Source organism: Kitasatospora sp. NPDC001547, from assembly GCF_042894165.1.
Taxonomy (GTDB): domain Bacteria; phylum Actinomycetota; class Actinomycetes; order Streptomycetales; family Streptomycetaceae; genus Kitasatospora.
Genome location: NZ_JBIAVL010000007.1, coordinates 1 through 22,152 on the forward strand (window position 1 = coordinate 1; position 22,152 = coordinate 22,152).

Sequence of the window (22,152 nt, forward strand, 5' to 3'; positions counted from 1 at the left end):
CTGTTGGCCGCGCAGGAAGTCGGCGGGGTCGACTTCTCGTGTGCCCAGGGACTCTTCTCCGCTGCGCTGCTCGCGGGTGGAACTCCGGTGGCCGCACAGGAAGTCGGCGGGCCCGACTTCCCGCGCCTTCGGGGCCCGTGGGGCTCGGGCGTGGGTGGAGCTCCGGAGGTGGCGCGTAGGAAGTCGCTCGCGGGCGGAGCCCTGTTGGCCGCGCAGGAAGTCGGCGGGGTCGACTTCTCGCGCCTTCGGGGGCGTGGGGGCTTGGCCGTGGGTGGAGCTCCGGAGGTGGTGCACAGGAAGTCGGGGGGCCGACTTTTGGTGCGTTCGGGGATCCTTTCCCGTTGCGCCGAGCGGGTGGAACTTTGCCGGCGGTACCGGAAGTCGGCGGGCCGACTTCTGGCGCGCTCGGTGGCCCTTTCCGGCTGCGCCGCTCACGGGCGGAGCGCTGTTGGCCGCGCAGGAAGTCGATGGGGTCGACTTCTCGTGTGTTCGGTGCCCGTGGGGCTCGGGCGTGGGCGGAGCTCCGGAGGTGGCGCACAGGAAGTCGGCGGGGTCGACTTCTGGCGCGCTCGGGGGCTCTTTCCGGCTGCGCCGCTCACGGGCGGAGCCTTGTTGGCCGCGCAGGAAGTCGATGGGGTCGACTTCTCGTGTGTTCGGGGGGCGTGGAGCTTGGCCGTGGGTGGAGCTCCGGAGGTGGTGCACAGGAAGTCGGGGGGCCGACTTTTGGTGCGTTCGGGGGCTACCGGCGGGGGTCGGGGATGCCGGCGGCGCGGAGCCTGGCCTCGGTGAGGGTGAGGCGGGCCGAGACCAGGGCCTGGTCGTCGCGGTGGTGGTTGATCAGCCGGTATTGGACGGAGGCCCGGGCCCAGGTGCGCAGGCTGGCGGGGGCGCCCAGCAGCGACGGGTTGGCGAGGTGGCGGTCGGCCATCGCGGCGGCGAGCTCCTCGATCCTCGGGTCGTCCGCCTCCCAGGCGCCTCGGCCTCCCGGCTGCGGCGGGCCAGGGTGACGAACTCCGGGTCGTCCAGGCGGTGTTCGAGCTGGGTCAGGAAGCCGTCGAAGCCCTCCGGTACCAGCGCCCGTGCCAGCACCAGGGCCTCGCGCTGCGCCGCCACGTAGTCGGGGCCGGGCATCCGCTCCAGGACCGCGCAGGCGCGGTCGGGCAGCAGGGCCCGGTCGCCGTCGGCGAGGCGGTGCAGGGTGTCACGGCGGGCGGTCAGCTCCGCGATCCGCTCGCTCAGCCGCCGCTCCACGTCGGTGAGGGAGCCGGCGAACCGCCCGCCGTCGGCGCCGAGCAGCGGCCCGATCTCCGCCCGCGGCACCCCGGCGGCGGCCGGTGTGCGGACCTGCACCAGCCGCAGCAACTCGCCCGAGCCGTACCGCCGGTAACCGGAGGCGTCGCGCCGCGCTCCTCGACCAGCCCCGCCGGTGGTAGTGCCGCACCGTCTACACCGTGACGCCGACGGACGCCGCCGCCTGACCGATCGTGACCCCGGCGGCTGCGCCGAACACCTCGTCGACGAGGCGGCGCTGGGCGCGTTGGACCGCCGCCGCGACGGACACCTCGGCGTCGTCCACGTAGGTCAGGGCGGCGGTCACGGTGGTGCCGCCGTCCGAGAGCCGTACATCAGTGCCGCCGAGCCGATGGGGGCGCCGTTGTGGTGGTAGAGCGGGCCGGTGTCGATGGGCTGGACGGAAGTGCCCGTCGACCGGCGGCCCCGCCTGGCCGCTCAGCTCCCGGGTCCGGCGGCGACCCACTCGCCGCTCGCGTCGTTCACCCGCAACTGCGCGCCGAGGAACCCGGATCCGGCGATCCCCTCGATCGCCCGCCGCAGCCCCGGGCGGTCCGGGCCCCAGCCGGTGTGGTGGGTGGGCATGCCGCTCTCCCTCGCGTCCGTCGGGCCCGCGTCCGTGCCCGGGCCCGTCTTGCAGGAGCCCGCGCCCCTGACCCGGGGCAACCTCAACCGTGTCCCGGCTCACATCCGCCGCCGCCGTCCGTCCGTCCGGCCGGGGGCCGTCGGGGCCGTCCGGGGCCGGGGGGTCAGGAGGTGTGCGGGGTCACCAGGCCGGATTCGTAGGCCAGGACGACGAGTTGGGCCCGGTCCCGGGCGTGGAGCTTGGTCATGGCGCGGTTGACGTGGGTCTTCGCCGTCATCGGGCTGATCACCATGCGGCCCGCGATCTCGTCGTTGGACAGGCCCCGCGCGACCAGGGCGACCGCTTCCCGCTCGCGGCCGGTCAGCTCCTCCAGCCCCGGGCCGGGGCCGGCGGTGGGCGGCTGGGCGAGGTACCGGCTGATCAGTCGGCGCGTGATCGACGGTGCCAGCAGGGCGTCGCCGCGCGCCGCGACGCGCACGGCGTGCAGGAAGTCGTCCGGGACGATGTCCTTGACGAGGAATCCGGCGGCGCCGGCGCGCAGCGCGTCGTAGACGTGTTCGTCCAGGCCGTAGTTGGTGAGGATGACGACGTGCACCCCGGCCAGGGCCGGGTCGGCGGCGATGCGCGCGGTCGCCTCGATGCCGTCGACGCCGGGCATCCGGATGTCGACGAGCGCGACGTCGGGCAGGTGCTCCCTGGCCAGGTCCAGGGCCTGCTTGCCGTCGGCGGCCTCGGCCACCACCTCGATGTCCTCCTCGAGGTCGAGGAGCGCGCGGAACCCGCTGCGGATGAGCGGCTGGTCGTCGACCAGCAGGACGCGGATCACGGCGTCCGGTCCACGGGGAGGTGGGCCCGGACGGTGAAGCCGCCCCCGGGTCGGGGTTCGGCGCGCAGCCGCCCGCCCAGGGCGGTGACGCGTTCGCGCATGCCGAGCAGTCCGACGCCGGGTGGCGGCGCGGTGTCCGGCGTCGCCGTGCCGTCGTCGTCGACGCGGACCGCGAGGCCGTCGGGACGGCAGTCGATCCGCACGCAGGCGGTGGCGGCGCCGGCGTGGCGGGCGATGTTGGTGAGGGACTCCTGGACGATCCGGTAGACGGTCCGGTCCACCGCGATGGGCACGTCGGGCCGTCGTCCCCCGATCGTCAGCGTCGCATCCAGGCCCAACGTACGGGCCCGTGCCACGAGTTCGGGGACGTCGTCGATCCCGCGCGGCGGGGCCGTGTCGTCGTCGCGCAGCGCCTCCAGGGTGGCGCGCAGCTCCCGGGCCGCCTCCCGGCCGGCCTCCTGGATCGCCAGCAGCGCCTCGGGCACCGGCTCGCCGCGCCGGCGGGCCACGTGGACCGCGACCTCGGCCTGCACCTTGATCACCGAGATCTGGTGGGTGAGCGAGTCGTGGAGCTCGCGGGCGATCCGCAGCCGCTCCTCGTCGGCGCGGCGGCGCGCGGTCTCCTCCCGGGTGCGCTCGGCCTCGTCCGCCCGGCGCTCGGCCTGCCGCAGGGCTTCCCCCGCGGCGCCGGCCGCGACCAGCCAGGCGATCTCCAGGGCGCCGCGGGCCTGGGCGAACGCCTGGCCGGTGTCGTGCAGGCCCGAGGCCAGGGCGGCGGCGGGCAGCGCGGCCAGCACGGCCACGCTGCCCGCCGCCGTGACGGTGCGGTGGCCCGCCCGTACGGCCGTGTACACCGCGAACAGGTAGGCGACGGCGGGCACGTCGAACCCGGCCGCCTGGTAGCCGACCGTGCACAGGCCGGTGACGGCCAGGACGGGCACCGGGGCGCGGCGGCGCGCGACCAGCGCGAGGCCGCCGGCGGCCAGCAGCGCGTACCCGGGCACCGTGAAGCCGGTGGCCGGGTGGCGCCCGGTCAGCCCGGTGAGCAGCAGTGTCGCCGTCACGCCGGCGGCGATCGCCCAGTCCATGGCCGCGGCCCGGCCGGTGCCCGGGGTTCGGGCGCCGGCCCCTGCTGTCCTCATGGGCGCACCCTAGCGAGAGGCCCGCGCGGGGCGACTCCTCCGAGCGGATGACCGGGCGGCTACCGCGCCCGCGGCAGGCTCGCGGCTCCTACGGCGCCGGCGGTAGCCGCTACGGCGCCTGCGGCAGGGCGCGTTGTCCGCGTCTGCCGGACGCCCGGGGGCGGGGCCGACGGACATGATCGGGCGACGTCAGCCGAAGCCCGGCGGACGTCCGGCCGGAGCGCGCAGGGCCTCCGGCCGGAGCACGAAGAGGGAGCACCCATGTCCGTACGACTGTCCGTACGACGTACAGCCGCCGTGGCCGCCGCGGTCCTGGCCGCGGCCGTGGCGTCGGCCGCACCGGCGGCCGCCGACGCGCGGCTGCGGCCCGTGGCCGTCGCCGCGACCGCCCTGAGTGCCGGTCGGCTCGGGGCCGTCGCGGCGGCACTGCTGGCGTTGGCCGGCGCGGTCACGGGCGGGCTGGCGCTGGCCCGTTGCGCCGGCCGGGTCTCCTCCGGGCCCGGGCGGCGCGGGGCCGTCCTGGCTCTGGGCGCGGCGCTGACCGGCACGGCCCTGGGCGCGCTGGTGACGACGACGGCCTCCGGTGGCCTCGGCACCGGCAACGGTCTGGGCGGGGCCGTGGTGGCCGTGCTGGTGGGGCTGGCCGGCGCCGCCCTCAGCGCCCTGGCGCTAACCCGACTGCGCGGTACCGGTTGACCAGCTCGCCGTGAGGAAGGTGCCCACGTGCCGGGCGAGGGTCCGTACGAATCCTTCCGCGGCCGGCAGGGGGCCGATGAGGGCGTCGCGGTGGGCGGGGGTCAGGAGGCCGGCGTGCTGGAGGCGGGGGACCATCGCGGCGTAGTCGGTGAAGGCCCAGTGGCCTGCGGCCGGGACGCGGGCGCGGCGGACCGTGCCGGGGGAGCGGGCGGCCAGGGCGGACCAGGAGCGGTCGAGTTCGTCGCGGTGGGGGAAGAGCTCGCTGCCGAGCAGGAGCAGCGGACGGTCGGTGCCCTGCGCCGTGATCCGCAGCGGCTCCGGGGTGGCGCCCGGGGCGGCGGGCGGGTGGTCGAGGTAGCCCTCCAGGTTGACGGCGGCGCGCACGCGGCGGTCCTCGTGGAACACCTCGGTGACCGCGCTCGCCCCCGCCGAGTGCCCGTACACGGCGAGGCGGTCGAGGTCGAGGACGGCGGCGAGGCCCGGCGGCAGCGGCAGTTCGGCGGCGCGGTGGAGTCGGTCGAGGACGAAGCGCAGGTCGGCGATCCGGGCGTCGATCACGGCGCGCCACAGCGGCGGCCGGTTGCGGGGGTCGCCGCGCAGGACGGTGGAGCGCACCGGGTCGTGGCGGAAGGCGGTGGTGCCCGGGAACTCCACCGCGAGCGCGTCGCCCGGGTGGTCGACCAGGACCACCACCGCGCCGTGGGAGGCCAACTCCTCGGCCAGGCAGGTGCCGAGGCCGCGCGGGTCGCCGCCGCCCGGGCTGTACACCAGCACCGGCCGGCGCGCCGCGCGCCCCGGCGGGCCGGTGCGGACCGGGGCGTCGGGGCGGGAGTGGGTGCGGGTGGCGGCCCAGTCCACGCCCGCGGCGGGCAGCTGCAGCGGGGTCTGCGGGGCGACCAGCCCGAAGAGGTCCGCGGCGCCGGGCGGCAGCTGCGGCGCGGGCCGGGCGGGGGCGCCGGGGCAGGGGGCGGCCGGGTAGAGGAAGGTCACCATCAGCTCCCGCACCGGCAGTTCGGGCTCCAGCGGATCGGGCCGGGAGGAGTCGACCAGGTAGACGCTGCGGCAGCCCACCGGGTACCGGCCGCTCGGCGCGGGCAGGGTCAGGACCAGGGCGCCCGGGGACGCGGCGGCGGCGCGCCCGGCGCCCGGCAGCAGGAGGGCGGCGGGCGCCGCCGGCGCGGCCCGGGTCAGGGTGCGCCGGCTCACCGGCAGGCCGCGGGTCGTGCCGGTGGTGCAGTGGCGGGTGAGGTCGCGGGTCGTGCCGCGGGTGGTGTCGTGGACCATGGAGCCAGGTTCGGCCGCGCCGCCCGGGGCGGGCGATCGTTTAGGTTGAGGGCTCAAGGATGGACACCGGCCCGGGGAGGGGCGCCGTGCTGCGGATCCACTGCACCCCCGAGGACCTCGCCCGCGTCACCCTCGCCCCGCGCCCGGCCCCCCTCCAGGAGCTCAACACCGCGCTGGCCACGATGTGCCGCGCCGACGCCGACCCGCTGCACGGCCCCTGGCGCCGCCGGGCCCTGCACGCCCTGCCGCAGGCCGCCGCCGCGCTGGCCGACCTCGTCCCGGCCGGCCGCGCGCCCGGCTTCCTCGACGTGTTCGCCGACGGCCTGCCCGAGGCGCTCGAACAGGTCCGCACCGCCCCGCCCGGCTACGTCCGCACCGAACTGCGCCGCGCGTACGAGCCCGCGCCCACCGCCCCACCGCCCTGGGTCGGCGACCTCGCCCGGGGCGACGCGGCCGCCTGGCGGCTGGTCCACCGGGCGCAGCGCGCCGCGTACGACACACTGCTCGCCCCGGTCTGGGACCAGGTACGGGACCTGCACCGCGCCGAGTTCGTCCGCCGGGCAGTGCAGCTGGCCGAGGGCGGCGCGGCGGCGCTGCTCGACGGGCTGCTGCCCGGCGCGCGCCTGCGCGAGGGGGTGTGGGAACTGCCGGGCGCGCCCAGGGAGATCCGCCTCGCCGGGCGCGGACTGCTCCTGCTGCCGACCTTCCACTGGTACGGGCCCGCGCTGCCCGCCGACCTGCCCGGGCGCCCGCTCGTCCTCACCTACCCGGCCGGGCCCGGGCTGCTGCCCCGGCCCGACGGCCGCACCGGAGCGCAGGCCCTGGCCGCCGTGATCGGCGCCACCCGCACCGAACTGCTGCACCTGCTGGCCGAGGAGCGCACCACCACCGGCCTCGCCCGCCGGCTGGGCGTCAGCGCCGCCACCGTCTCCGCCCACGCGGGGGCGCTGCGCGGGGCGGGGCTGGTCACCAGCGTCCGCGCCGGCAAGGCCGTGCTGCACCGGCGGACGGCGCTGGGGGAGCTGCTGGCAGGGGGGTGACGGCGCGCCGGACCGGGCGCCGCAGGAGGCGGGGCGGTGAGGAGACCGGGTGGCCGGGTGGCCGGGTGGCGCCGGGCGGCCGGGCGGCCGGGTGACGGGGTGGCCGGGTGGCGCCGGGCGGCGGGATGGCCGGGGGCGGGGGTGTCCCGGGAGCCGGGGCCGCCTCCGGCACGATCGGGAAGAAGGCGGCCCCGGCCCCGGTACGGGTTCCGTACGGGCGGGGCATCGACCGCGATGCCCGTACGGCTGCGGTCGGCACCCATTCCACGACTTCAACAGCACTTGAAGTCAAGCCCGGCCGCAGGCGGGCCCCGCCCGAGGGTGCCGCCGCGGGGCGGGGTAGCCTCGCTCCCGGCGGGGGCCTGCGGGGGGACGGACACCAACAAGACGGACAAGACGGGCAGGGGCGGGCGGATGACCGAGCAGCACAGCTACTGGCGGGCGTCGGACGGTTCGGCGGTCAGCGCCGGCCAGGCGCACATCGTGTGGACCAGGGCGGCCTACCCCGCCCTGGTCGAGGTGGCGGGCCGCTACCACGCGGTGATCAGCTACGCGGACCTGGCCGAGGCGGTCCAGGAGGCCTCCGGGGTGCGCACCCGGATCCACCAGCGGCACTGGATCGGCAAGGTGCTGTCCCTGGTGATCCGCGAGGCGCACCGGCGCGGCGACCCACCCCTGACCGCCCTGGTGGTGCACGCCACCGACGGCCGGGTCGGCCCCGGCTACCAGGAGGTGCTGGCGGTCGCCGGACAGCCCCCGGTGGCCGCGGAGATGGACCGCGAGCAGCACGCGGCCGCCGCCCGCCTGGCCTGCTACCGGCACTTCGGCGCCGACCTGCCCGCCGACGGCGGCACGCCCGCCCTGGCCCCGCGCCTGCGCGCCTCGGTCGAGCGCAAGGCCGCCGCCACCGCCGTGCCGCGCCCCCCGGCGATCTGCCCGAACTGCTTCCTGGAGCTGCCCGCGACCCGGGTGTGCGACTCCTGCGGGACCACGGTCGCGTCGTGACCGGCCGGGACGAGGGTCGCGCCGTGACCGGCCGGGACGACGGTCGTGCCGTGACCGGGGGCGCCGCGCGCCGGTGAGCGGGGGAGGGGCTGAGCGGGCGTCACACGGCGGCGGGCAGCCGCCCCGGCATCTGCCAGCCCTCGGCGAGGCGGGAGGGTGCCAGGCGCCGCCCGTCGCCGAAGAACTCGCAGAACTTCATGATCAGCGGGTCCCAGCCGACCGGGTCGACGTAGTGGTCGCTGCCCGGCACCAGCAGGCTCTCCTCGACGTGGGCGCGCACCACCGTCACCTCGAAGGCGGTACGGCCCCCGCCCGCCAGCGGCGTCGCCGCCTCCACCCGGCACTCCAGCTGCACCGGGCACTCGGCGGCGCGCGGCGCCTTCACCAGCTCGCCGGGCAGCTCGGTCAGGCCGGCGGCGGCGAACTTCCGCCGCTCGTGGCGGTAGCCCTGCTTGACCCGGTACTCGGCGATCCGCGGGTTGGCGGTCAGCAGCGCGAGGGCGTCCACGGCGTCCACCTGCGCGGAGGAGGGCAGGTTGAGCACGCACTCGCCCTCGCGCCGCAGGTTGGCGGAGGTCTGGGAGCTGTCGCCCAGGCCCAGCACGCACGACTGCCCCAGCCACCACGCCGAGGACATCGGCATGAGGTTGGAACTGCCGTCCTCGTTGCGGGAGCCGATCAGCACCACGGGGGTGCCGAAGTACAGGACCTTCAGATCGATGACCTTGTGCACGGGAACTGCCGTCCTCGGAAACTCGGGAACTCGGGAACTCGGCGACCCGGGAACGCGGATCGCCGCCGGTCACCGACTCTGCCCCCGCCCGTGCGGGGGCGCTGGCGGCGATCGGACATCGCGTTCCGAGGACGCCCGGCTCCCGGCCCGCCCGGCTCCCGAGGCCGCCCGGCTCCCGAGGCCGCCCGGGTTCCCGGGCCCGCCCGGTCCCCGGCCCGTCCGGTTCCCGAGGACGGACCGGGGACCCGCCGTCAGCCCACCGGCCCCCGGGCGGAGACCAGCCGGGCCCGGCCGTCGCGCAGCCGGTAGGACAGGCCCACCACGGCCACCTTCCCCTCGGCGATCCGCGCGGCCAGCGCCTGCGAGCGCTCCACCAGCAGGTCCACGGTCTGGCGGATGTGCTCGTCCACGATCCCGTCGCGGTCCTCGATGCCCGCCGCCCTGGCGGACAGCACGCTCGGGGTCACCCGCTCCACCACGTCCCGGACGAAGCCGCCCGGCAGCTGCCCCTGCTCCAGGGAGTCCAGCGCCGCCGCCACCGCACCGCAGGAGTCGTGCCCCAGCACCACCACCAGCGGGCAGTCCAGCACGCTCACCCCGTACTCGATGCTGCCCAGCGCCTCCGCGCCGGTGACGTGTCCGGCGGTGCGCACCACGAACAGGTCGCCCAGGCCCCGGTCGAAGATGATCTCGGCGGCCAGCCGGGAGTCCGAACAGCCGAACAGCACCGCGAAGGGCCGCTGCGCCGGGGCGAGGGCCGCGCGGCGCCCGGCGTCCTGGTTGGGGTGCTCGGGGTTGCCCGCGACGAACCGGGCGTTGCCCTGCATCATCACCCGCAGGGCCTGGGCGGGGTCGGTCAGGAAGTCGTCCGTCGGGCCGTCGAGCGGGGGCTCAGGGCTGGTTATCGGTGTGGGGATCATGCCAGCACCCTAGATCGCCGCAGGTGGGGTCCGCAGCCCCGGGTCAAGGGCCGGACGGCCCCATGGACGCGCCCACGCCCCCCTCACGACCCCTCACGACCCCCCCCGACGCCCCCTCACGCCCCCCCCGGGCTCCCCACGGCCCGTCGGTGCCGGCGGCAGCGGGCCCCGCCGGGGGCGGCCCGTATCAGCCCTCGATGCCGGTGGAGGTGTGCGCGGCGCCGACCGGTTTGGACTCGGGTGAGCCGCGCTGGCGCAGGTACACGGAGAGGATGGCCATGGACGCGACCGCGAGGAGTTCGGACTGCCAGTTCTGCAGGGTGCGGCTCCAGAAGTCGGCGGACAGCACGTACTGGCCCCAGCGCACCGGCGCCTGCAGGTCGCGCAGCTGCTCGGCGTTGTAGGCGGACCAGCCCGAGATCGACTGGGACGTCCAGGAGCCGAGGAAGAACACGGCCATGACGATGCCCAGGGACCGGGAGTAGAAGCGCAGGCGCAGTCCGCGCGCTCTGGCCCAGGCGGGTGAGTCCGCGGTGGCGTGCGGGCCGATCTTCTGTTCGCGGTCCGACTCCGTCCCGGCCTTGCCCATCTCCTTGGACTCGGGGGATCCGCGCTGCAGGAGCCAGACGGTGCCGAAGATGTAGAGGAAGAACTGCAGGTACTCCGACTGCCAGTTCTCCGTCACGTCGACGGCGAAGTCGGAACCGGTGAGGTAGCCGGCCACGTCCAGTGGCTGGAGGCCGGCGGCGACGAGCTGGTTGTTGAGGTCGGCACGCCCGGCGGCGGCCTGCCCGGCGAGGGCGAGCAGGAACGCCGTGCCGAAGGCGAGGGTGAGGCCGTTGTCCCTCAGGAACCTCGTGGCCCGGCTCACCGCTGCAGCGCTCCGATCGCGGTGAAGTAGGCGAGGCCGCCGACGACGGTGGCGATGCACAGGACGAACAGGCTCCGCATCCCTCACGCTCCCTTGATCCCGCACTGGTACGGGCGCCGGTCGCGCGGCGTGCAGCCCGCCGCGGTGACCTTCCAGCCCTCCGGGAACGCGGACAGGAAGAGGGTATCGCCCTCCAGCACCACGCGGGCCTGCCGCCCGAACACGTCCACGCGCCGCACCGGCCCGCCCGCGGGCAGGTCGACGCCGGCCAGGGCCGGCTCGCAGTCCTTCTTCTCCTGGTCCTCCAGCTCCTCGCGCGTGGCGGGCGCGAGCGTCCCGCAGAGCGCCGCGGCGTCCGAACGTCCCGCGGCGTCCTCGAACCCGGCCGCCACGGCGGCCGCCGCGTCCTCGCGCCGATCCACCTGGCCGCAGCCCGCAAGGCCGACCAGGGCGGCGACGCCCGCCGCCCGCACCCACCGCATCCGCAGCCTCATCCCCCCCCAGGGCACCACGCCGGCGGGGCCGGGCCAAGGAGGCGCGGCCGGACGGGCGCGGGCGGGCCGCACCGGGCGGGGGCGCCGTCTGTCGGCGGCACTCGGTACGGTGGCGGGTGTGCCACCCTCCTCCTCTTCCCCCGCCTCCTCCCCCCGGCTGCCGCTCGACGACCTCGTCCGGCTGCGCCGGGCCCGGGACCGGATGGACCGCGAGTACGCGCAGCCGCTGGACGTGCCGGCGCTGGCCCGCACCGCGCTGATGTCCTCCGGCCACTTCTCGCGCAGCTTCCGCGCCGCCTACGGCGAGACCCCGTACAGCTACCTGATGACCCGCAGGATCGAGCGGGCCAAGGCGCTGCTGCGGCGCGGGGACCTGAGCGTGACCGAGGTGTGCATGGAGGTGGGCTGCACCTCGCTGGGCTCCTTCAGCACCCGCTTCACCGAACTGGTCGGGCAGAGCCCCAGCGCCTACCGGGCGCGCGACCACGAGCAGGGCGCGGCGATCCCGGCGTGCATCGCCAAGATCCGCACCCGCCCGGCGCGGCACGCCCAGGCCGAGGACGGCGCGGGCAGCGCGGGCGCCGGGGACGCCGAACGGTAGCGTGACCGCCATGAGCATCGAACTCGCGCAGTGCTTCATCGCCGTCGACGACCACGACCGGGCGCTCGCCTTCTACCGCGACGTCCTCGGCTTCGAGGTGCGCAACGACGTCGGCTTCGAGGGCATGCGCTGGGTCACCGTCGGCTCGCCCGACCAGCCCGGCGTGGAGATCGTCCTGGAGCCCCCGCTGGCCGACCCGCACGCCTCCGCGGACGACCGCCGGGCCGCCGCCGAACTCCTCGCCAAGGGCCTGCTGCGCGGCGTCATCTTCCGCACCGACGACTGCGACGCCACCTTCGAGCGGCTGCGCGAGGCCGGCGCCGAGGTCCTCCAGGAGCCGATGGACCAGCCCTACGGGGTGCGCGACTGCGCCTTCCGCGACCCGTCGGGCAACATGCTGCGCTTCAACCAGCCCCGCACCCGGTAGCCGGGCGCCCGGTAGCCGACCGGGCGGATGCGGAGCTCAGACGGGTGGCAGCCGGCGGCGCAGCAGGCAGAACTCGTTGCCCTCCGGGTCGCCCAGGACGTGCCAGCTCACGTCGCCGCCCTGGCCGACGTCGACGGGGACGGCGCCGAGCGCGAGCAGCCGCCGCAGCTCGGCGTCCTGGTCGCGGTCGGTGGGGCTGACGTCGACGTGCAGCCGGAGCTTGGCGGGCCTCGGGTCGCTGGTGGGGCCGAAGACCAGGGTGGGCTGCGGGCCGCCGAAGCCGGTGCCGGGCGGCCCGATCTCGATGCTGCCGTCGTCCTCCCGGCCGACCTCGACGTAGCCGAGGACCCCGCTCCAGAACGCGGCCAGCCGCTCGGGGTCGGCGGCGTCGATGACCAGTTCGCTGATGCGGCATGCCATGGCCGGTGAGCCTACGCGCCGCCCGGGCCGGCGCTCCGGGCGGCGCTCCGGGCGGCGCTCCGGGCGGCGCCGTGGGCGGTGGGCGGGGCGTCAGGTGAGGGCGGGCAGCGGGTAGTCGGGCAGGGCGATGTCGCCGGCCTTGGCGAACTGGGCGGCCAGCACGGGGCGCAGCGGCCAGCGGCCCATCCAGCGCATGGAGGCGGCGCGCAGGCGGATCATCAGGGCGCCCTCGGGGGCGTAGCCGTTCAGGCCGCCGGGCGGCAGTTCCTGGGCGCGGGCCACATAGGGGCGCATCAGCTCCTCGTAGCGGGCGAAGGCGGTGCGGAAGTCGCCCGCGGCGGCGGCGAGTTCGCCGGCCAGCAGGTAGGCGCCGACCAGGGCCAGGCTGGTGCCGAGGCCGGTCAGGGGGCTGGGGCTGTAGCCGGCGTCGCCGAGCAGGGCGACGCGGTGGCGGCTGTAGCGGTCGAGGTGGATCTGGCCGAAGGAGTCGAAGGCGAAGTCCTCGGCGGTGCGCATCCCGGCGAGCAGCCGGTCGACCTCCCAGCCGGCGCCCGCGAAGCGCTCGGCGAGCAGGCGCCGCTGGGCGGCGGTGTCGCGGCGGTCGTACGCCAGGGGCGCGCTGCGCAGGCCGAGGGAGGCCTTGACCTCGCCGGGCAGCCGGCCGGGGCGGGCGCCGGCGACCAGGCCGCCGGGGGCGTTGTACATCAGGAACCAGCCGTCCAGGGCGCGGGCCAGGGCGGGGTCGTGGACGGTGAACCAGGCGTGGTAGCCGCCCAGGGGGCGGTAGTGGGCTGCTTCGGGGCGGCCGGCGGGACCGGCGGCGGGACCGGCGGCGAGGCCGTGGCCGGGGGCGCCGTCGGCGGGGAAGGCGAGGCGGCGGACGGCGGAGTGCAGTCCGTCCGCGCCGACCACCAGGGCGAAGCGGCGGGCGGGGGCGTTCTCGAAGGTGACGCTGACGCCGTCGGCGTCCTGGTCGAGTGCGGTGACGGTGTCGTCCCAGAGGTACTCGACGCCGTCGGTGGCCTCGCGCAGCAGGTCGGCGAGGTCGCCGCGGAGGATCTCGATCTCGGAGACGATGCCCTCGCCGCCGAACAGGTCGACGGGTATCCGGGCGGTGGTGCGCCCGCGCCGGTCGACCAGGGCCATGCCGTGCTGCTCGACGCACAGCGCGCGGGCCCGCTCCATCAGGCCCATCCGCTCGATCACGGTGCGCCCGGCGCCGCGCAGGTCGACGGCCTGGCCGCCGGGGCGCGGGCCCGGGGCGCGTTCGACGACGGTGGGGGTGAAGCCGTGGCGGCGCAGCCAGTAGGCCAGGGCGGGGCCGGCGATGCCGGCGCCGGAGACGAGGACATCGGTGTCCGGGGTGCGGTCCAGGTGTTCCATGCCGCCGAATGTACGCCGTACGCATCGGCGTCAACAAGCTCTGGACTGGGGGTATTTGAAGCTGGTGCACTAGTGCGGCGGGGTGCTCCGGGGCGGCTCGCGCGGCGCGCGGGGGCGTTCGCGCAGGCAGACGGCCTACCGGGTGCACTAGTGCGGCACCATGGGGCGATGGAGAGCACTCGACAGACAGTCAGTTCCGGCTCGCCCCTCGAACCGCGGATCGGCTTCTCCCGCGCCGTGCGCAAGGGGAACCACGTCGCGGTCGCGGGCACCGCCCCGATCGGCGAGGACGGCACGACGGTGGGCCAGGGCGACGTCCACGCCCAGACCGTCCGCTGCCTGGACATCGCCGAAGCCGCCCTGCGGGAGGCGGGTGCCGCCCTTGCGGACGTCGTGCGGACCCGCGTCATGCTCACCGACATGAGCCGGTGGCGGGAGGCCGCGCGCGCCCACGGCGAGCGCTTCGCGCAGATCCGCCCGGCCACCACCTTCGTGGAGGTGTCGCGCTTCATCGACGAGCGGTGGCTGGTGGAGGTCGAGGTGGACGCGGTCCTCGGCTAGCGGTCCGTGCGCCGCCGCCCCGCCCCGGTGCCGCACCGGGGCGGGGCGGCGGCGTGCCCGGGGAGGTCAGGCCGCCGCGGCCCGCGCCGCCCGGCGCAGCGAGCCGACCACCGCCGACAGGTCCTCCTCGGCGATCGACGGGTCCGCCAGCAGCACCTCGCGGGCCGCCGCCAGCACCGGGCCGCCGCCCGCCAGGGCGAGGTCCTTGGCGGCCAGCCGCACCGGGAAGTCCGCCTGCGTGCTGTAGGCCCGGGCCGCCACCCCCGCGAGCGGCCCGACCGACAGCACCTCCCGCACCTGGTCCTGCGGCACGCCCAACTCCTCGGCCACCGCGACCGCTTCGCCGAAGGCGGTGACGCAGGCGACGATCGCGCCGATCACCACCGCCTTCAGCGCCGCGCCCGAGCCCGGGCCGCCGCAGCGCCGCACCCGGCCCAGCCGCTCCAGGACGGGCTGCGCGCGGTCCAGGTCGGCGTCCTCGCCGCCGGCGAACACCACCAGGTCGCCGGTGGCCGCCGGGCCCACGCTGCCGACCACCGGGGCGTCCACCAGGGCGACGCCGTCGGGGAGCCGGGCGCGCAGAGCGGCGGTGGCCCGCGGGCCGATCGAGGACATGTCGATCCACAGCGTGCCCGGCGCGAGCGCCGCCGTGAACTGCGCGGCCACGCCGGTGACGGCCGCCGGGTCGGACAGCATGGTGACGACGACGTCCGCGCCGCGTACGGCCTCGGCCGCGGTGGCGGCCGCGGTGGCCCCGGGGACGTCGCCGGCGCGGCCGGGGGAGCGGTTCCAGACGGTCAACGGGTGTCCGGCGGCGGCGAGTCGGCGGGCCATCGGCAGGCCCATCCGGCCCAGTCCCAGGAAGGCGATCTTCTTCATGGCCACCACGCTAGGCAGCCAGGAGCCAGGCGACAAACGAATGTCCCGCATGGTAGCCATGCGGGATGGACATGGCTTGGCTGGACGTCTTCCGCACCGTCGCGCACCTGGGCTCCTTCACCGCCGCCGGGGAGCGGCTGGGCTTCACCCAGTCCGCGATCTCCCGCCAGATCGCCACCCTGGAAGGCGAGTTGGGCACCGTACTGTTCGACCGGCTGGCGCGCGGGGTGCGGCTGACCGAGCACGGCCGGGCGCTGCTGCCGCACGCCGAGGCGATGCTGGAACGGCTCGACACCACCCGGCGCGAACTGACCGCCCTCACCGAACTCACTGCCGGGCGGCTGCGGGTGGGCGCCTTCGACAGTGCCAACGCCGCCCTCGTCCCCGGCGCCCTCGCCGCCTTCCGCGCCGCCCACCCGGGCGTGGCGATCAGCCTCACCGAGGGGCTGACCGCGCACCTGCTGGACCTGCTGGCCGACGGGGCGATCGACCTCGCCCTGGTCGCCTCCTACACCGAACCCGACGGCCACGGCGAGCAGTTCGACTACCGCCCGCTGATGGCGGACCCGGTGCTGGTCGCCCTCCCGCGCGGACACCGCCTCGCCCGGCGCCGCCGCCTGCGCCTGGCCGAACTCGCCGACGAACCGTGGATCGCCGCCAGCCGCCACGCCGAGTCCACCCTCCTCGCCGCCTGCGTCCGCAGCGGCTTCCAGCCCCGCATCGAGTACGCCGTCGCCGCCTGGAGCGCCAAACTCGGCCTGGTCGCCGCCGGCCTGGGCGCCACCCTCATCCCCTCCCTGGCCGCCCGGGTCAGCCGCCCCGGCGTCGCCCTCGTCCCGCTGCACCCGGACGACACCCCGGTGCGGCGGGTGCACACCGTCACCCTGCGCGGCCGGCGGGTCCCCGCGGCGGTGGAGGCCTTCGAGGCGTTCCTGAAGGAGGCGGCGGGCGAGGGGAACCGGTAGCCGGGCCGGGCCCTCACAACCGGCCGCCGGACGCCGACCGCCGGACGCCGACCGCCGGACGCCGGGCCCCTCCTCCTGCTCCGGCCGGTATCCCTGAACACGGCCCCTGGCCTGTGGGTTTGCCAGATCGTCAACGCCGTTCGCATCCCCGGGCCGGCGCGCCGCATGATCAAGACGCACCCACGGCCACCGGACCCCGAGGAGTCTCCATGACCGAGCCGAGCCGACCGCGCCACCGCACCGTCGACGCCCCCGCCGGACGCCTGCACCTGGTCGAACAGGGCACCGGGCCGCTGGTCCTGCTCGTCCACGGCTTCCCCGAGTCCTGGTACTCCTGGCGCCACCAGCTTCCCGCCCTCGCGGCGGCCGGATACCGCGCGGTCGCACCCGACGTGCGCGGCTACGGCCGCTCCGCCAAGCCGTCCGCGCCCGAGGAGTACCGGATGCGCGCCCTGGTGGAGGACAACCTCGCCCTGGTGCACGCCCTGGGCGAGCGGACGGCGGCGGTCATCGGGCACGACTGGGGCGCGAACATCGCGGCCGCCTGCGCCCTGCTCCACCCCGAGGCCTTCCACGCGGTGGGCCTGCTCAGCGTCCCCTACACCCCGCCCGGCGGCCCCCGCCCCAGCGAGGCCCTCGCCCGGATGGGCGGGGACCAGGAGTTCTACGTCTCCTACTTCCAGGAACCCGGCCGCGCCGAGGCCGAGATCGAGCCCGACGTCCGGGGCTGGCTCGCCGGCTTCTACGCGGCCCTGTCCGCCGACACCATGCCGCCCCCGGGCCGGCCCGACCCGCACTTCGTCGGCCCCGGCGGGACCCTGCGCGAACGGTTCCCCGCAGGCCGGCTGCCCTCCTGGCTCACCGAAGCCGACCTCGACCACTACGCCGGGGAGTTCGAGCGCACCGGCCTGACCGGGGCACTCAACCGCTACCGGAACATGGACCGCGACTGGGCGGACCTCGCCGACCTGAACGGAGCCCCCCTCACCCAGCCGTCCCTGTTCATCGGCGGCGCCCTGGACGCCACCACCACCTGGATGGCCGACGCGATCGCCGCCCACCCGGCCACCCTCCCCGCCCTGGTCTCCTCCCACCTCCTGGACGGCTGCGGCCACTGGGTCCAGCAGGAACGCCCCCAGGAGGTCAACCGCCTGCTGACCTCCTGGCTCGCGACGCTCGCCCCGCCCCGCCGGCCGGCGCAGCCCGCGTAGCACACGGAGTACACGGAGCCGGCGAAAGGGACGCAGCCCGCGCTCAGCAGGTGGTGTCGGAGGCCGGCAGCGCCCCCGTCGACAGGTAGGCGTCGACGGCCCGGTCCGCGCACGCGTCGTAGCCGTTGAGGTAGACGGTGTGGACCCGGCCCGGCACGGTGACCAGCCGGGAGCCGGCCAGGCGGGCGTGCAGCGCCAGCGCGCCCTGGTAGACGGCGTGGGTGTCACCGGTGGCGTGGATCTGCAGCGCGGGGACCGCGGTGCGGACCTCGACGGGCGGCTCCAGCGGGGCGCCGCGCCAGAACGCGCACGGGAGGGGCCCGTTGTAGACCGGGCCGAACACCGGCTGGGCGGCGCGGGAGCGTTCGACGGCCTCGCGGTACCACCAGGCCGGGCGCGGCATCGCCGCGTCGTCGCACAGGATGCCGAGCGCGGCCGCGAGGTCCGCGCCGCCGGCCGGGCCCGGGTCGAGGACGACGGTCAGCAGCTCGTGCAGCACCGGGCCCACCTGCACCGGCCGGCCGTCGGCGGCGTCCAGCAACTGGCGCAGCACCTCCGCGTACAGGGCGCTGTCGCGGTCGTCGCTCTGGCAGACCGCGAGCAGCACCGGCAGCAGGGCGCCGTCGAGCCGGAACCCGTCGACGGCGATCGGCTCCGCCTGCGCCCGGCGCACCAGGCCCTCCACGGTGGCCCGCACCGCCGCCGGGGTGGCGCCCAGACGGTAGGCGGCGTCGCGCGCCGCCGCCCAGGCGGCGAAGTCGTCCAGGGCCCGCTCGTTGGGCCCCGCCATGTCCTGGATGGTCCGCACGCCGTACCGGGCCGGGTCGAGCGCGCTGTCCAGCACCAGCCGGTCGACGCGCTGCGGGAACAGCTGCGCGTACACCGCGCCCAGCAACGCGCCGTAGGACTGCCCGAAGAAGGACGTCCGCCGCTCGCCCAGCGCGGCGCGCAGCACGTCCACGTCCCGGGCGATGTTGCGGGTGGTCAGGTGGGGCAGCAGGTCGGGGTACCTGTTCCAGCAGGCGTCGGCGTCGGCCTCGGCCAGCCGCAGGCTCTGCGCGAAACCGGCCGCGGAGGCGCCCGCCGAGCGCAGCCACGTGCCGCGCGTCAGACCGCAGTCCAGACCACCGCTGGCACCCACCCCGCGGGTGTCCATGCCGACGATGTCGTACCCCGCCGCCGCCTCGGGCGACAGCCGCTCGCGCAGCGCGGCCGGCATGTCCAGCCCCCGGTTGCCGGGCCCGCCGGGGTTGGTCTGCAGGACGCCCCGGCGCCCGGCCTGGTCGGCGGCCCTGATCCGGGAGACCGCCAGCGACAGGGTGCGCCCCTGCGGCTCCCGGTAGTCCAGCGGCACGCTCAGGGCCGCGCACTCGGTGCCGGCGGCCGCCAACCGCGGGTCCGGGCAGGCGGACCAGGCGAGCGGCTGGCGGCGGAAGCGCTCCAACGGGTCCGCGGCGGCCGACGCGGACGCGGACGCGGAGGCCGGGGCGGCGGAAGGGACCGGGGCGGCCGCGGTGAGCACGGCGGCGGCGCAGACGGCGAGGGCGGCGGCGAACGCCGGAGCGGTCTTCATGTCGGCCAGCCTAGAAGGCAGTTGAGCACGACGGCGGACCGGCTCCCCGAACCGCCCTTGACCTCAAGCCGACTTGAGGTCCTAGCGTCGACCCCGTCCTGACGACCAGTCGAAGGAGCACCGGACATGACGATCACGACGTACGAACCCCAGGTCATCGCCGCCCAGCCGATCGGGGCGTGGACCGGCCAGGTCTACCACCTGGTGGTGGGCGGCCTGCGCGAGCAACTGGCCGTGGAAGGCCTCACCCAGCCCCACTGGTGGACGCTCAACCACGCCGCCGGCCGGCCCGGCGGATGGACCCGCGCGACCCTGGCCGAGCGGCTCGCCCCCTACGACCACCAGGACACCGCCTTCGACACCGTCTTCGACGACCTGATCGCCCGCGGCTGGCTGACCGAGGACGCCGACGGGGCGTTCACCCTGACCGAGGAGGGCGAGGCCGGCCGCCTGCGCGCCCACGACCGCAACCGGAAGGTCATCGAGCGCGCCCACGAGGGCGTGGACACCGACGAGTTCGTGACCGCGATCAACGTGCTGCGCCGCGTGGTGGCGAACATGGGCGGCAACGGGAACCTGCCCGACTGACGGCCCCGGCACCGCCCGCCCCGGCACCGCCCGCCCCGGCACCGCCCGCCCCGGCACCGCCCGCCCCGGCACCGCCCGGCGCGGTGCCGGCGGGGGCGGTGCCGGGACGCGCGGAGAGGAATTGACCCATGGAAACGGTCGCCGATTGCCACCTGATCATGGGTCTTTGCGGCCGTAGGTTGGTCACATGACGACGACGAAGAACCCCGCCACCGCCACCACCGCCGCCCCCGTACTGACCCGCTGCGCCGAGGCCGAGACCTGCGCCGACCCGAGCGCCACCATGACGCTGCTGGCCGACTCCGCCCCCGCCGAGGGCGGTTTCACCGTCTACCGCTCCACCTTCGCCGCCGGCGCCGCCGGGGCGCCCGCGCACTTCCACACCCGGGCGTGGGAGCTGTTCTTCGTCATCGGCGGCTCGCTGCGGGTGCTGGTCGGCGAGGAGGTCACCGTGCTCGGCGCGGGCGACTTCCTGGCCGTGCCCCCGCACACCCCGCACGCCTTCGCCGCCGCCCCCGGCGCCGAGGCCGACGTGCTGTGCGTGTTCACCCCCGGCATGGAGCGCTTCGACTACCTGCGCCTGCTGGGCAGCGTCATGCGCGGGGAGAGCGACCCCGGCGCGATCGCCGCCTCGGCGGAGCGCTTCGACAACCACTGCGTGGACAGCCCGGCCTGGCGCGCGGCCCTGGCGGGCGACGCCGCCTGACATCCGCCGGGCCGCTCGGGCCGGGGCCGCTCGACGGGCCGGGGGCGTTCGACGGGCCGGGGGCGCTCGACGGGCCGGGGCCGCCGGGGTGTGGAACGGTGGTAGCCCGGGGGTGTCCCGGTTGCGAGAGGAGTGGCCATGTCGTCGAAGCGCCGCCGCAAGAAGAAGGCCAGGGCCAGGCGCGGGGCCAACCACGGCCGCCGGCCCCAGTGCTGACCAGCGGCCGAACGGGTGAAGGCGCCCGGGCGGGCCCAACGGGCCGTCCGGGCGCGCGCGCCGTGCAGTAGCCCTCTGCCCTCCGGGCTCCGGCCGTCCTGGCCGCCGCCCTCCCGGGCCGCCGCCGGCCCGGGGGCTCCCGGCTCACAGCCGCCCGCGCCCCGCGAAGCCGCCGCGCGCCACCTTGTGGTACTGGCTGTAGTCGGCCCAGCGCGCGCCGAAGGCCAGTTCCAGCACCACGCTCCGCCCGTCCGCGCGGGCCTCGGCCAGCAGCCGCGCCGCGTCCGCGTCCGGCGGGGTCTGCTCCAGGACGAAGAGCCGGTTGGCGTACGGGCCCGCCGGGATCGGGTCCCGGGGCGGGATGCCGGGCCGGTCCCAGGTCAGCCGCGCGCCGGGGCTGGACAGGCAGGGGGAGTCCATCCGCCGGCCGTTCGCGTCGACGCCGCCGTCGCGGTACCAGCGCAGCGCCTGGTCGAGGCTGCCGTGCGGGTCCGGCCCCTGCCCGTGGGCCTGCCACTCGGCCACGCCCGCCGCCGCGATCCGCGGCAGCACGTCGAGGACGTCCTCGCGGACGACGAAGTAGGCGCGGGCGTGGATCCGGCAGACCAGCAGGGTGTCCCGGGGGTGGTCCGAGCCGTGGAAGGTCGGGCGGGTCGACTGGTCCAGGACCTGGGTCAGCACGTGCTCGACCCCCTCCACCGCTCCCAGCGCCGCGACCAGCCCCCGGATCCGCTCGCGCTCCGCCGCCCGGGCCGCCCGCGCCCGCGGTGAGTCGATCAGCCTGAGCTTGCGCCGCTCGGTGGGCCAGTGCCGCGCCCGCAGCGACTGCGCGCCGTCGACGACCGGGCCCACCAGGAGGACGACGAGGCCGACGAGGCTCGTCGCCAGGTCCTTCAGCAGCTTCTTCACCGGCAGGTGTCCTCTCGGGTCGCACGCGCTGTCCGCACCCACACCCTGGCCCGCCCGCACCCGGCCCCGCAATCCGCTCCGGTACTCAACTTCCCTGCGTACCCGCACGGTTGCCGGGTGTTTCGGCGGTCTCCGCGCGGCGCGCCTGCCGTGTGCGGGCGGCTGCGCGATGCTGTTCCCGACCACCTGACGCCCCGTCATCGAAGAGGGTTCCCCTTGAGCGACGACCTGCTGACCACGAAGATCGCCCTCGGCTTCGACCACCTGGACGCCGACGGCGACGGCCTCCTCACCGAGTACGACCACGTCCTGATGGGCCGGGCCTGCGCCGAAGTCCTCGGGCACGCGCGGGGCTCCGACGCCGAGCGCAGCATGATCGCCGCCTACGTCGGCATCTGGCGCGACCTCCACCTGCCCCACGCCGGCAGCGCGCAGGAGATCACCCGCGACGACTTCATCGCCTCCACCCTGACCCTGGCCGACGACCCGCGGGCCGCCGCCGCGACCATCGGCCGCCTCGCCGAGGTCTTCCTCTCCGTCGCCGACGCCGACGGGGACGGCACCGTCGACGCCGAGGAGTTCCGCGCCTTCCACCGGGCCCACTTCCCCCGCCTCGACCGCGACCGGGTGGACGTCGCGTTCGGGCACCTGGACCGCGACGGCGACGGCACCCTGTCCCGCGAGGAGTTCGTCGGCGCGGTCCTCGAGTACTGGACCAGCCGCGACCCGCAGGCCCCCGGGAACTGGTGGACGGGCCGCCACCCCCTCCAGCCGCAGTAGGGTGCCGGGCCGGTCGGTGGGCGTGAACCCGCCCTGGGCGCACGCC

26 protein-coding genes are annotated in these 22,152 nt (G+C 76.5%); 11 read left to right on the forward strand and 15 right to left on the reverse strand.

Translation table 11 applies throughout. From position 1 onward, the window contains the following. Nucleotides 1-837: 837 nt before the first annotated feature. From ACFY0X_RS15180 to ACFY0X_RS15200, 5 genes are all read right to left on the reverse strand, one after another. Nucleotides 838-1,350, reverse strand: coding sequence for a hypothetical protein (locus ACFY0X_RS15180; protein WP_387754094.1), 513 nt, complete (start codon nucleotides 1,348-1,350; stop codon nucleotides 838-840). A 94-nt stretch (nucleotides 1,351-1,444) separates the two neighbouring features. Next, on the reverse strand, nucleotides 1,445-1,597 hold the full coding sequence (locus ACFY0X_RS15185) for a hypothetical protein (RefSeq protein ID WP_387754097.1): 153 nt from the start codon (nucleotides 1,595-1,597) through the stop codon (nucleotides 1,445-1,447). A gap of 131 nt (nucleotides 1,598-1,728) precedes the next feature. Continuing rightward, nucleotides 1,729-1,875: a hypothetical protein gene (locus ACFY0X_RS15190; protein WP_387754100.1), complete on the reverse strand. Its 147-nt coding sequence runs from the start codon at nucleotides 1,873-1,875 to the stop codon at nucleotides 1,729-1,731. Nucleotides 1,876-2,039: 164 nt separating this feature from the next. Then, nucleotides 2,040-2,702, reverse strand: coding sequence for a response regulator (locus tag ACFY0X_RS15195; protein WP_387754103.1), 663 nt, complete (start codon nucleotides 2,700-2,702; stop codon nucleotides 2,040-2,042). After that, complete coding sequence (locus tag ACFY0X_RS15200; protein ID WP_387754105.1) at nucleotides 2,699-3,844, reverse strand: sensor histidine kinase; 1,146 nt, start codon at nucleotides 3,842-3,844, stop codon at nucleotides 2,699-2,701. Before ACFY0X_RS15200 ends, ACFY0X_RS15195 begins: the two co-directional genes overlap by 4 nt. A 261-nt stretch (nucleotides 3,845-4,105) precedes the next feature. Between ACFY0X_RS15200 and ACFY0X_RS15205 the strand changes: the two genes are divergently transcribed. After that, entirely contained in the window at nucleotides 4,106-4,540 is a 435-nt protein-coding gene (locus ACFY0X_RS15205) for a DUF6223 family protein (RefSeq protein ID WP_387754108.1), read from the forward strand. Here ACFY0X_RS15205 and ACFY0X_RS15210 read toward each other — a convergent pair. Beyond that, nucleotides 4,514-5,824: an alpha/beta hydrolase gene (locus tag ACFY0X_RS15210; protein WP_387754110.1), complete on the reverse strand. Its 1,311-nt coding sequence runs from the start codon at nucleotides 5,822-5,824 to the stop codon at nucleotides 4,514-4,516. The two genes, ACFY0X_RS15205 and ACFY0X_RS15210, sit on opposite strands and share 27 nt — an antisense overlap. Before the next feature lie 86 nt (nucleotides 5,825-5,910). Between ACFY0X_RS15210 and ACFY0X_RS15215 the strand changes: the two genes are divergently transcribed. Next, a complete protein-coding gene (locus tag ACFY0X_RS15215; protein ID WP_387754113.1) occupies nucleotides 5,911-6,864 on the forward strand; it encodes an ArsR/SmtB family transcription factor in 954 nt (317 codons plus the stop codon). Between the two features lie 414 nt (nucleotides 6,865-7,278). Further along, the gene (locus tag ACFY0X_RS15220) at nucleotides 7,279-7,869 is read left to right on the forward strand and encodes a hypothetical protein (protein ID WP_387754115.1); all 591 of its coding nucleotides are present in this window, start codon (nucleotides 7,279-7,281) and stop codon (nucleotides 7,867-7,869) included. A 100-nt stretch (nucleotides 7,870-7,969) separates the two neighbouring features. Here the strand turns inward: ACFY0X_RS15220 and ACFY0X_RS15225 are convergent, their stop codons facing one another. From ACFY0X_RS15225 to ACFY0X_RS15240, 4 genes are all read right to left on the reverse strand, one after another. Further along, a complete protein-coding gene (locus ACFY0X_RS15225) occupies nucleotides 7,970-8,602 on the reverse strand; it encodes a flavin reductase family protein (protein ID WP_387754118.1) in 633 nt (210 codons plus the stop codon). 251 nt (nucleotides 8,603-8,853) lie between these two features. Then, complete coding sequence (locus ACFY0X_RS15230) at nucleotides 8,854-9,432, reverse strand: carbonic anhydrase (RefSeq protein ID WP_387754900.1); 579 nt, start codon at nucleotides 9,430-9,432, stop codon at nucleotides 8,854-8,856. Nucleotides 9,433-9,709: 277 nt separating this feature from the next. After that, nucleotides 9,710-10,393, reverse strand: a complete 684-nt coding sequence (locus tag ACFY0X_RS15235) for a DUF6766 family protein (protein WP_387754121.1) — start codon at nucleotides 10,391-10,393, stop codon at nucleotides 9,710-9,712. 83 nt (nucleotides 10,394-10,476) lie between these two features. Next, a complete protein-coding gene (locus tag ACFY0X_RS15240) occupies nucleotides 10,477-10,887 on the reverse strand; it encodes a hypothetical protein (RefSeq protein ID WP_387754124.1) in 411 nt (136 codons plus the stop codon). 157 nt (nucleotides 10,888-11,044) lie between these two features. On the opposite strand from ACFY0X_RS15240, the gene ACFY0X_RS15245 reads away from it, so the two are divergent. Further along, a complete protein-coding gene (locus ACFY0X_RS15245) occupies nucleotides 11,045-11,488 on the forward strand; it encodes a helix-turn-helix transcriptional regulator (RefSeq protein ID WP_387754903.1) in 444 nt (147 codons plus the stop codon). A 10-nt stretch (nucleotides 11,489-11,498) separates the two neighbouring features. Next, entirely contained in the window at nucleotides 11,499-11,915 is a 417-nt protein-coding gene (locus ACFY0X_RS15250) for a VOC family protein (RefSeq protein ID WP_387754126.1), read from the forward strand. Between the two features lie 36 nt (nucleotides 11,916-11,951). On the opposite strand, the gene ACFY0X_RS15255 is transcribed toward ACFY0X_RS15250, so the two are convergent. Together ACFY0X_RS15255 and ACFY0X_RS15260 are read right to left on the reverse strand one after the other, a co-directional pair. Then, a complete protein-coding gene (locus ACFY0X_RS15255; protein ID WP_387754128.1) occupies nucleotides 11,952-12,335 on the reverse strand; it encodes a VOC family protein in 384 nt (127 codons plus the stop codon). Between the two features lie 90 nt (nucleotides 12,336-12,425). Then, nucleotides 12,426-13,718: an FAD-dependent monooxygenase gene (locus ACFY0X_RS15260; protein ID WP_387754131.1), complete on the reverse strand. Its 1,293-nt coding sequence runs from the start codon at nucleotides 13,716-13,718 to the stop codon at nucleotides 12,426-12,428. A 168-nt stretch (nucleotides 13,719-13,886) separates the two neighbouring features. On the opposite strand from ACFY0X_RS15260, the gene ACFY0X_RS15265 reads away from it, so the two are divergent. Continuing rightward, entirely contained in the window at nucleotides 13,887-14,279 is a 393-nt protein-coding gene (locus tag ACFY0X_RS15265) for a RidA family protein (protein WP_387754133.1), read from the forward strand. A 66-nt stretch (nucleotides 14,280-14,345) separates the two neighbouring features. Here the strand turns inward: ACFY0X_RS15265 and ACFY0X_RS15270 are convergent, their stop codons facing one another. Further along, nucleotides 14,346-15,158, reverse strand: coding sequence for an NAD(P)-dependent oxidoreductase (locus ACFY0X_RS15270; RefSeq protein WP_387754136.1), 813 nt, complete (start codon nucleotides 15,156-15,158; stop codon nucleotides 14,346-14,348). A 65-nt stretch (nucleotides 15,159-15,223) separates the two neighbouring features. Here ACFY0X_RS15270 and ACFY0X_RS15275 point away from each other — a divergent pair, with 65 nt between their 5' ends. After that, a complete protein-coding gene (locus ACFY0X_RS15275) occupies nucleotides 15,224-16,123 on the forward strand; it encodes a LysR family transcriptional regulator (RefSeq protein ID WP_387754139.1) in 900 nt (299 codons plus the stop codon). A gap of 209 nt (nucleotides 16,124-16,332) precedes the next feature. Beyond that, a complete protein-coding gene (locus ACFY0X_RS15280; protein WP_387754142.1) occupies nucleotides 16,333-17,334 on the forward strand; it encodes an alpha/beta fold hydrolase in 1,002 nt (333 codons plus the stop codon). A gap of 43 nt (nucleotides 17,335-17,377) precedes the next feature. Here ACFY0X_RS15280 and ACFY0X_RS15285 read toward each other — a convergent pair whose 3' ends face one another. Continuing rightward, nucleotides 17,378-18,907: an alpha/beta hydrolase gene (locus ACFY0X_RS15285; protein ID WP_387754144.1), complete on the reverse strand. Its 1,530-nt coding sequence runs from the start codon at nucleotides 18,905-18,907 to the stop codon at nucleotides 17,378-17,380. 126 nt (nucleotides 18,908-19,033) lie between these two features. On the opposite strand from ACFY0X_RS15285, the gene ACFY0X_RS15290 reads away from it, so the two are divergent. Together ACFY0X_RS15290 and ACFY0X_RS15295 are read left to right on the forward strand one after the other, a co-directional pair. Continuing rightward, nucleotides 19,034-19,495, forward strand: coding sequence for a MarR family winged helix-turn-helix transcriptional regulator (locus tag ACFY0X_RS15290; RefSeq protein WP_387754147.1), 462 nt, complete (start codon nucleotides 19,034-19,036; stop codon nucleotides 19,493-19,495). A gap of 187 nt (nucleotides 19,496-19,682) precedes the next feature. Continuing rightward, nucleotides 19,683-20,201 carry a cupin domain-containing protein gene (locus tag ACFY0X_RS15295; RefSeq protein ID WP_387754150.1) on the forward strand — a complete coding sequence of 173 codons (519 nt, stop codon included), beginning with the start codon at nucleotides 19,683-19,685 and terminating at the stop codon, nucleotides 20,199-20,201. A 360-nt stretch (nucleotides 20,202-20,561) separates the two neighbouring features. Here ACFY0X_RS15295 and ACFY0X_RS15300 read toward each other — a convergent pair whose 3' ends face one another. Further along, nucleotides 20,562-21,326, reverse strand: coding sequence for a hypothetical protein (locus ACFY0X_RS15300; RefSeq protein WP_387754152.1), 765 nt, complete (start codon nucleotides 21,324-21,326; stop codon nucleotides 20,562-20,564). 216 nt (nucleotides 21,327-21,542) lie between these two features. On the opposite strand from ACFY0X_RS15300, the gene ACFY0X_RS15305 reads away from it, so the two are divergent. Then, nucleotides 21,543-22,106 carry an EF-hand domain-containing protein gene (locus tag ACFY0X_RS15305; protein ID WP_387754154.1) on the forward strand — a complete coding sequence of 188 codons (564 nt, stop codon included), beginning with the start codon at nucleotides 21,543-21,545 and terminating at the stop codon, nucleotides 22,104-22,106. Nucleotides 22,107-22,152 lie beyond the last annotated feature (46 nt).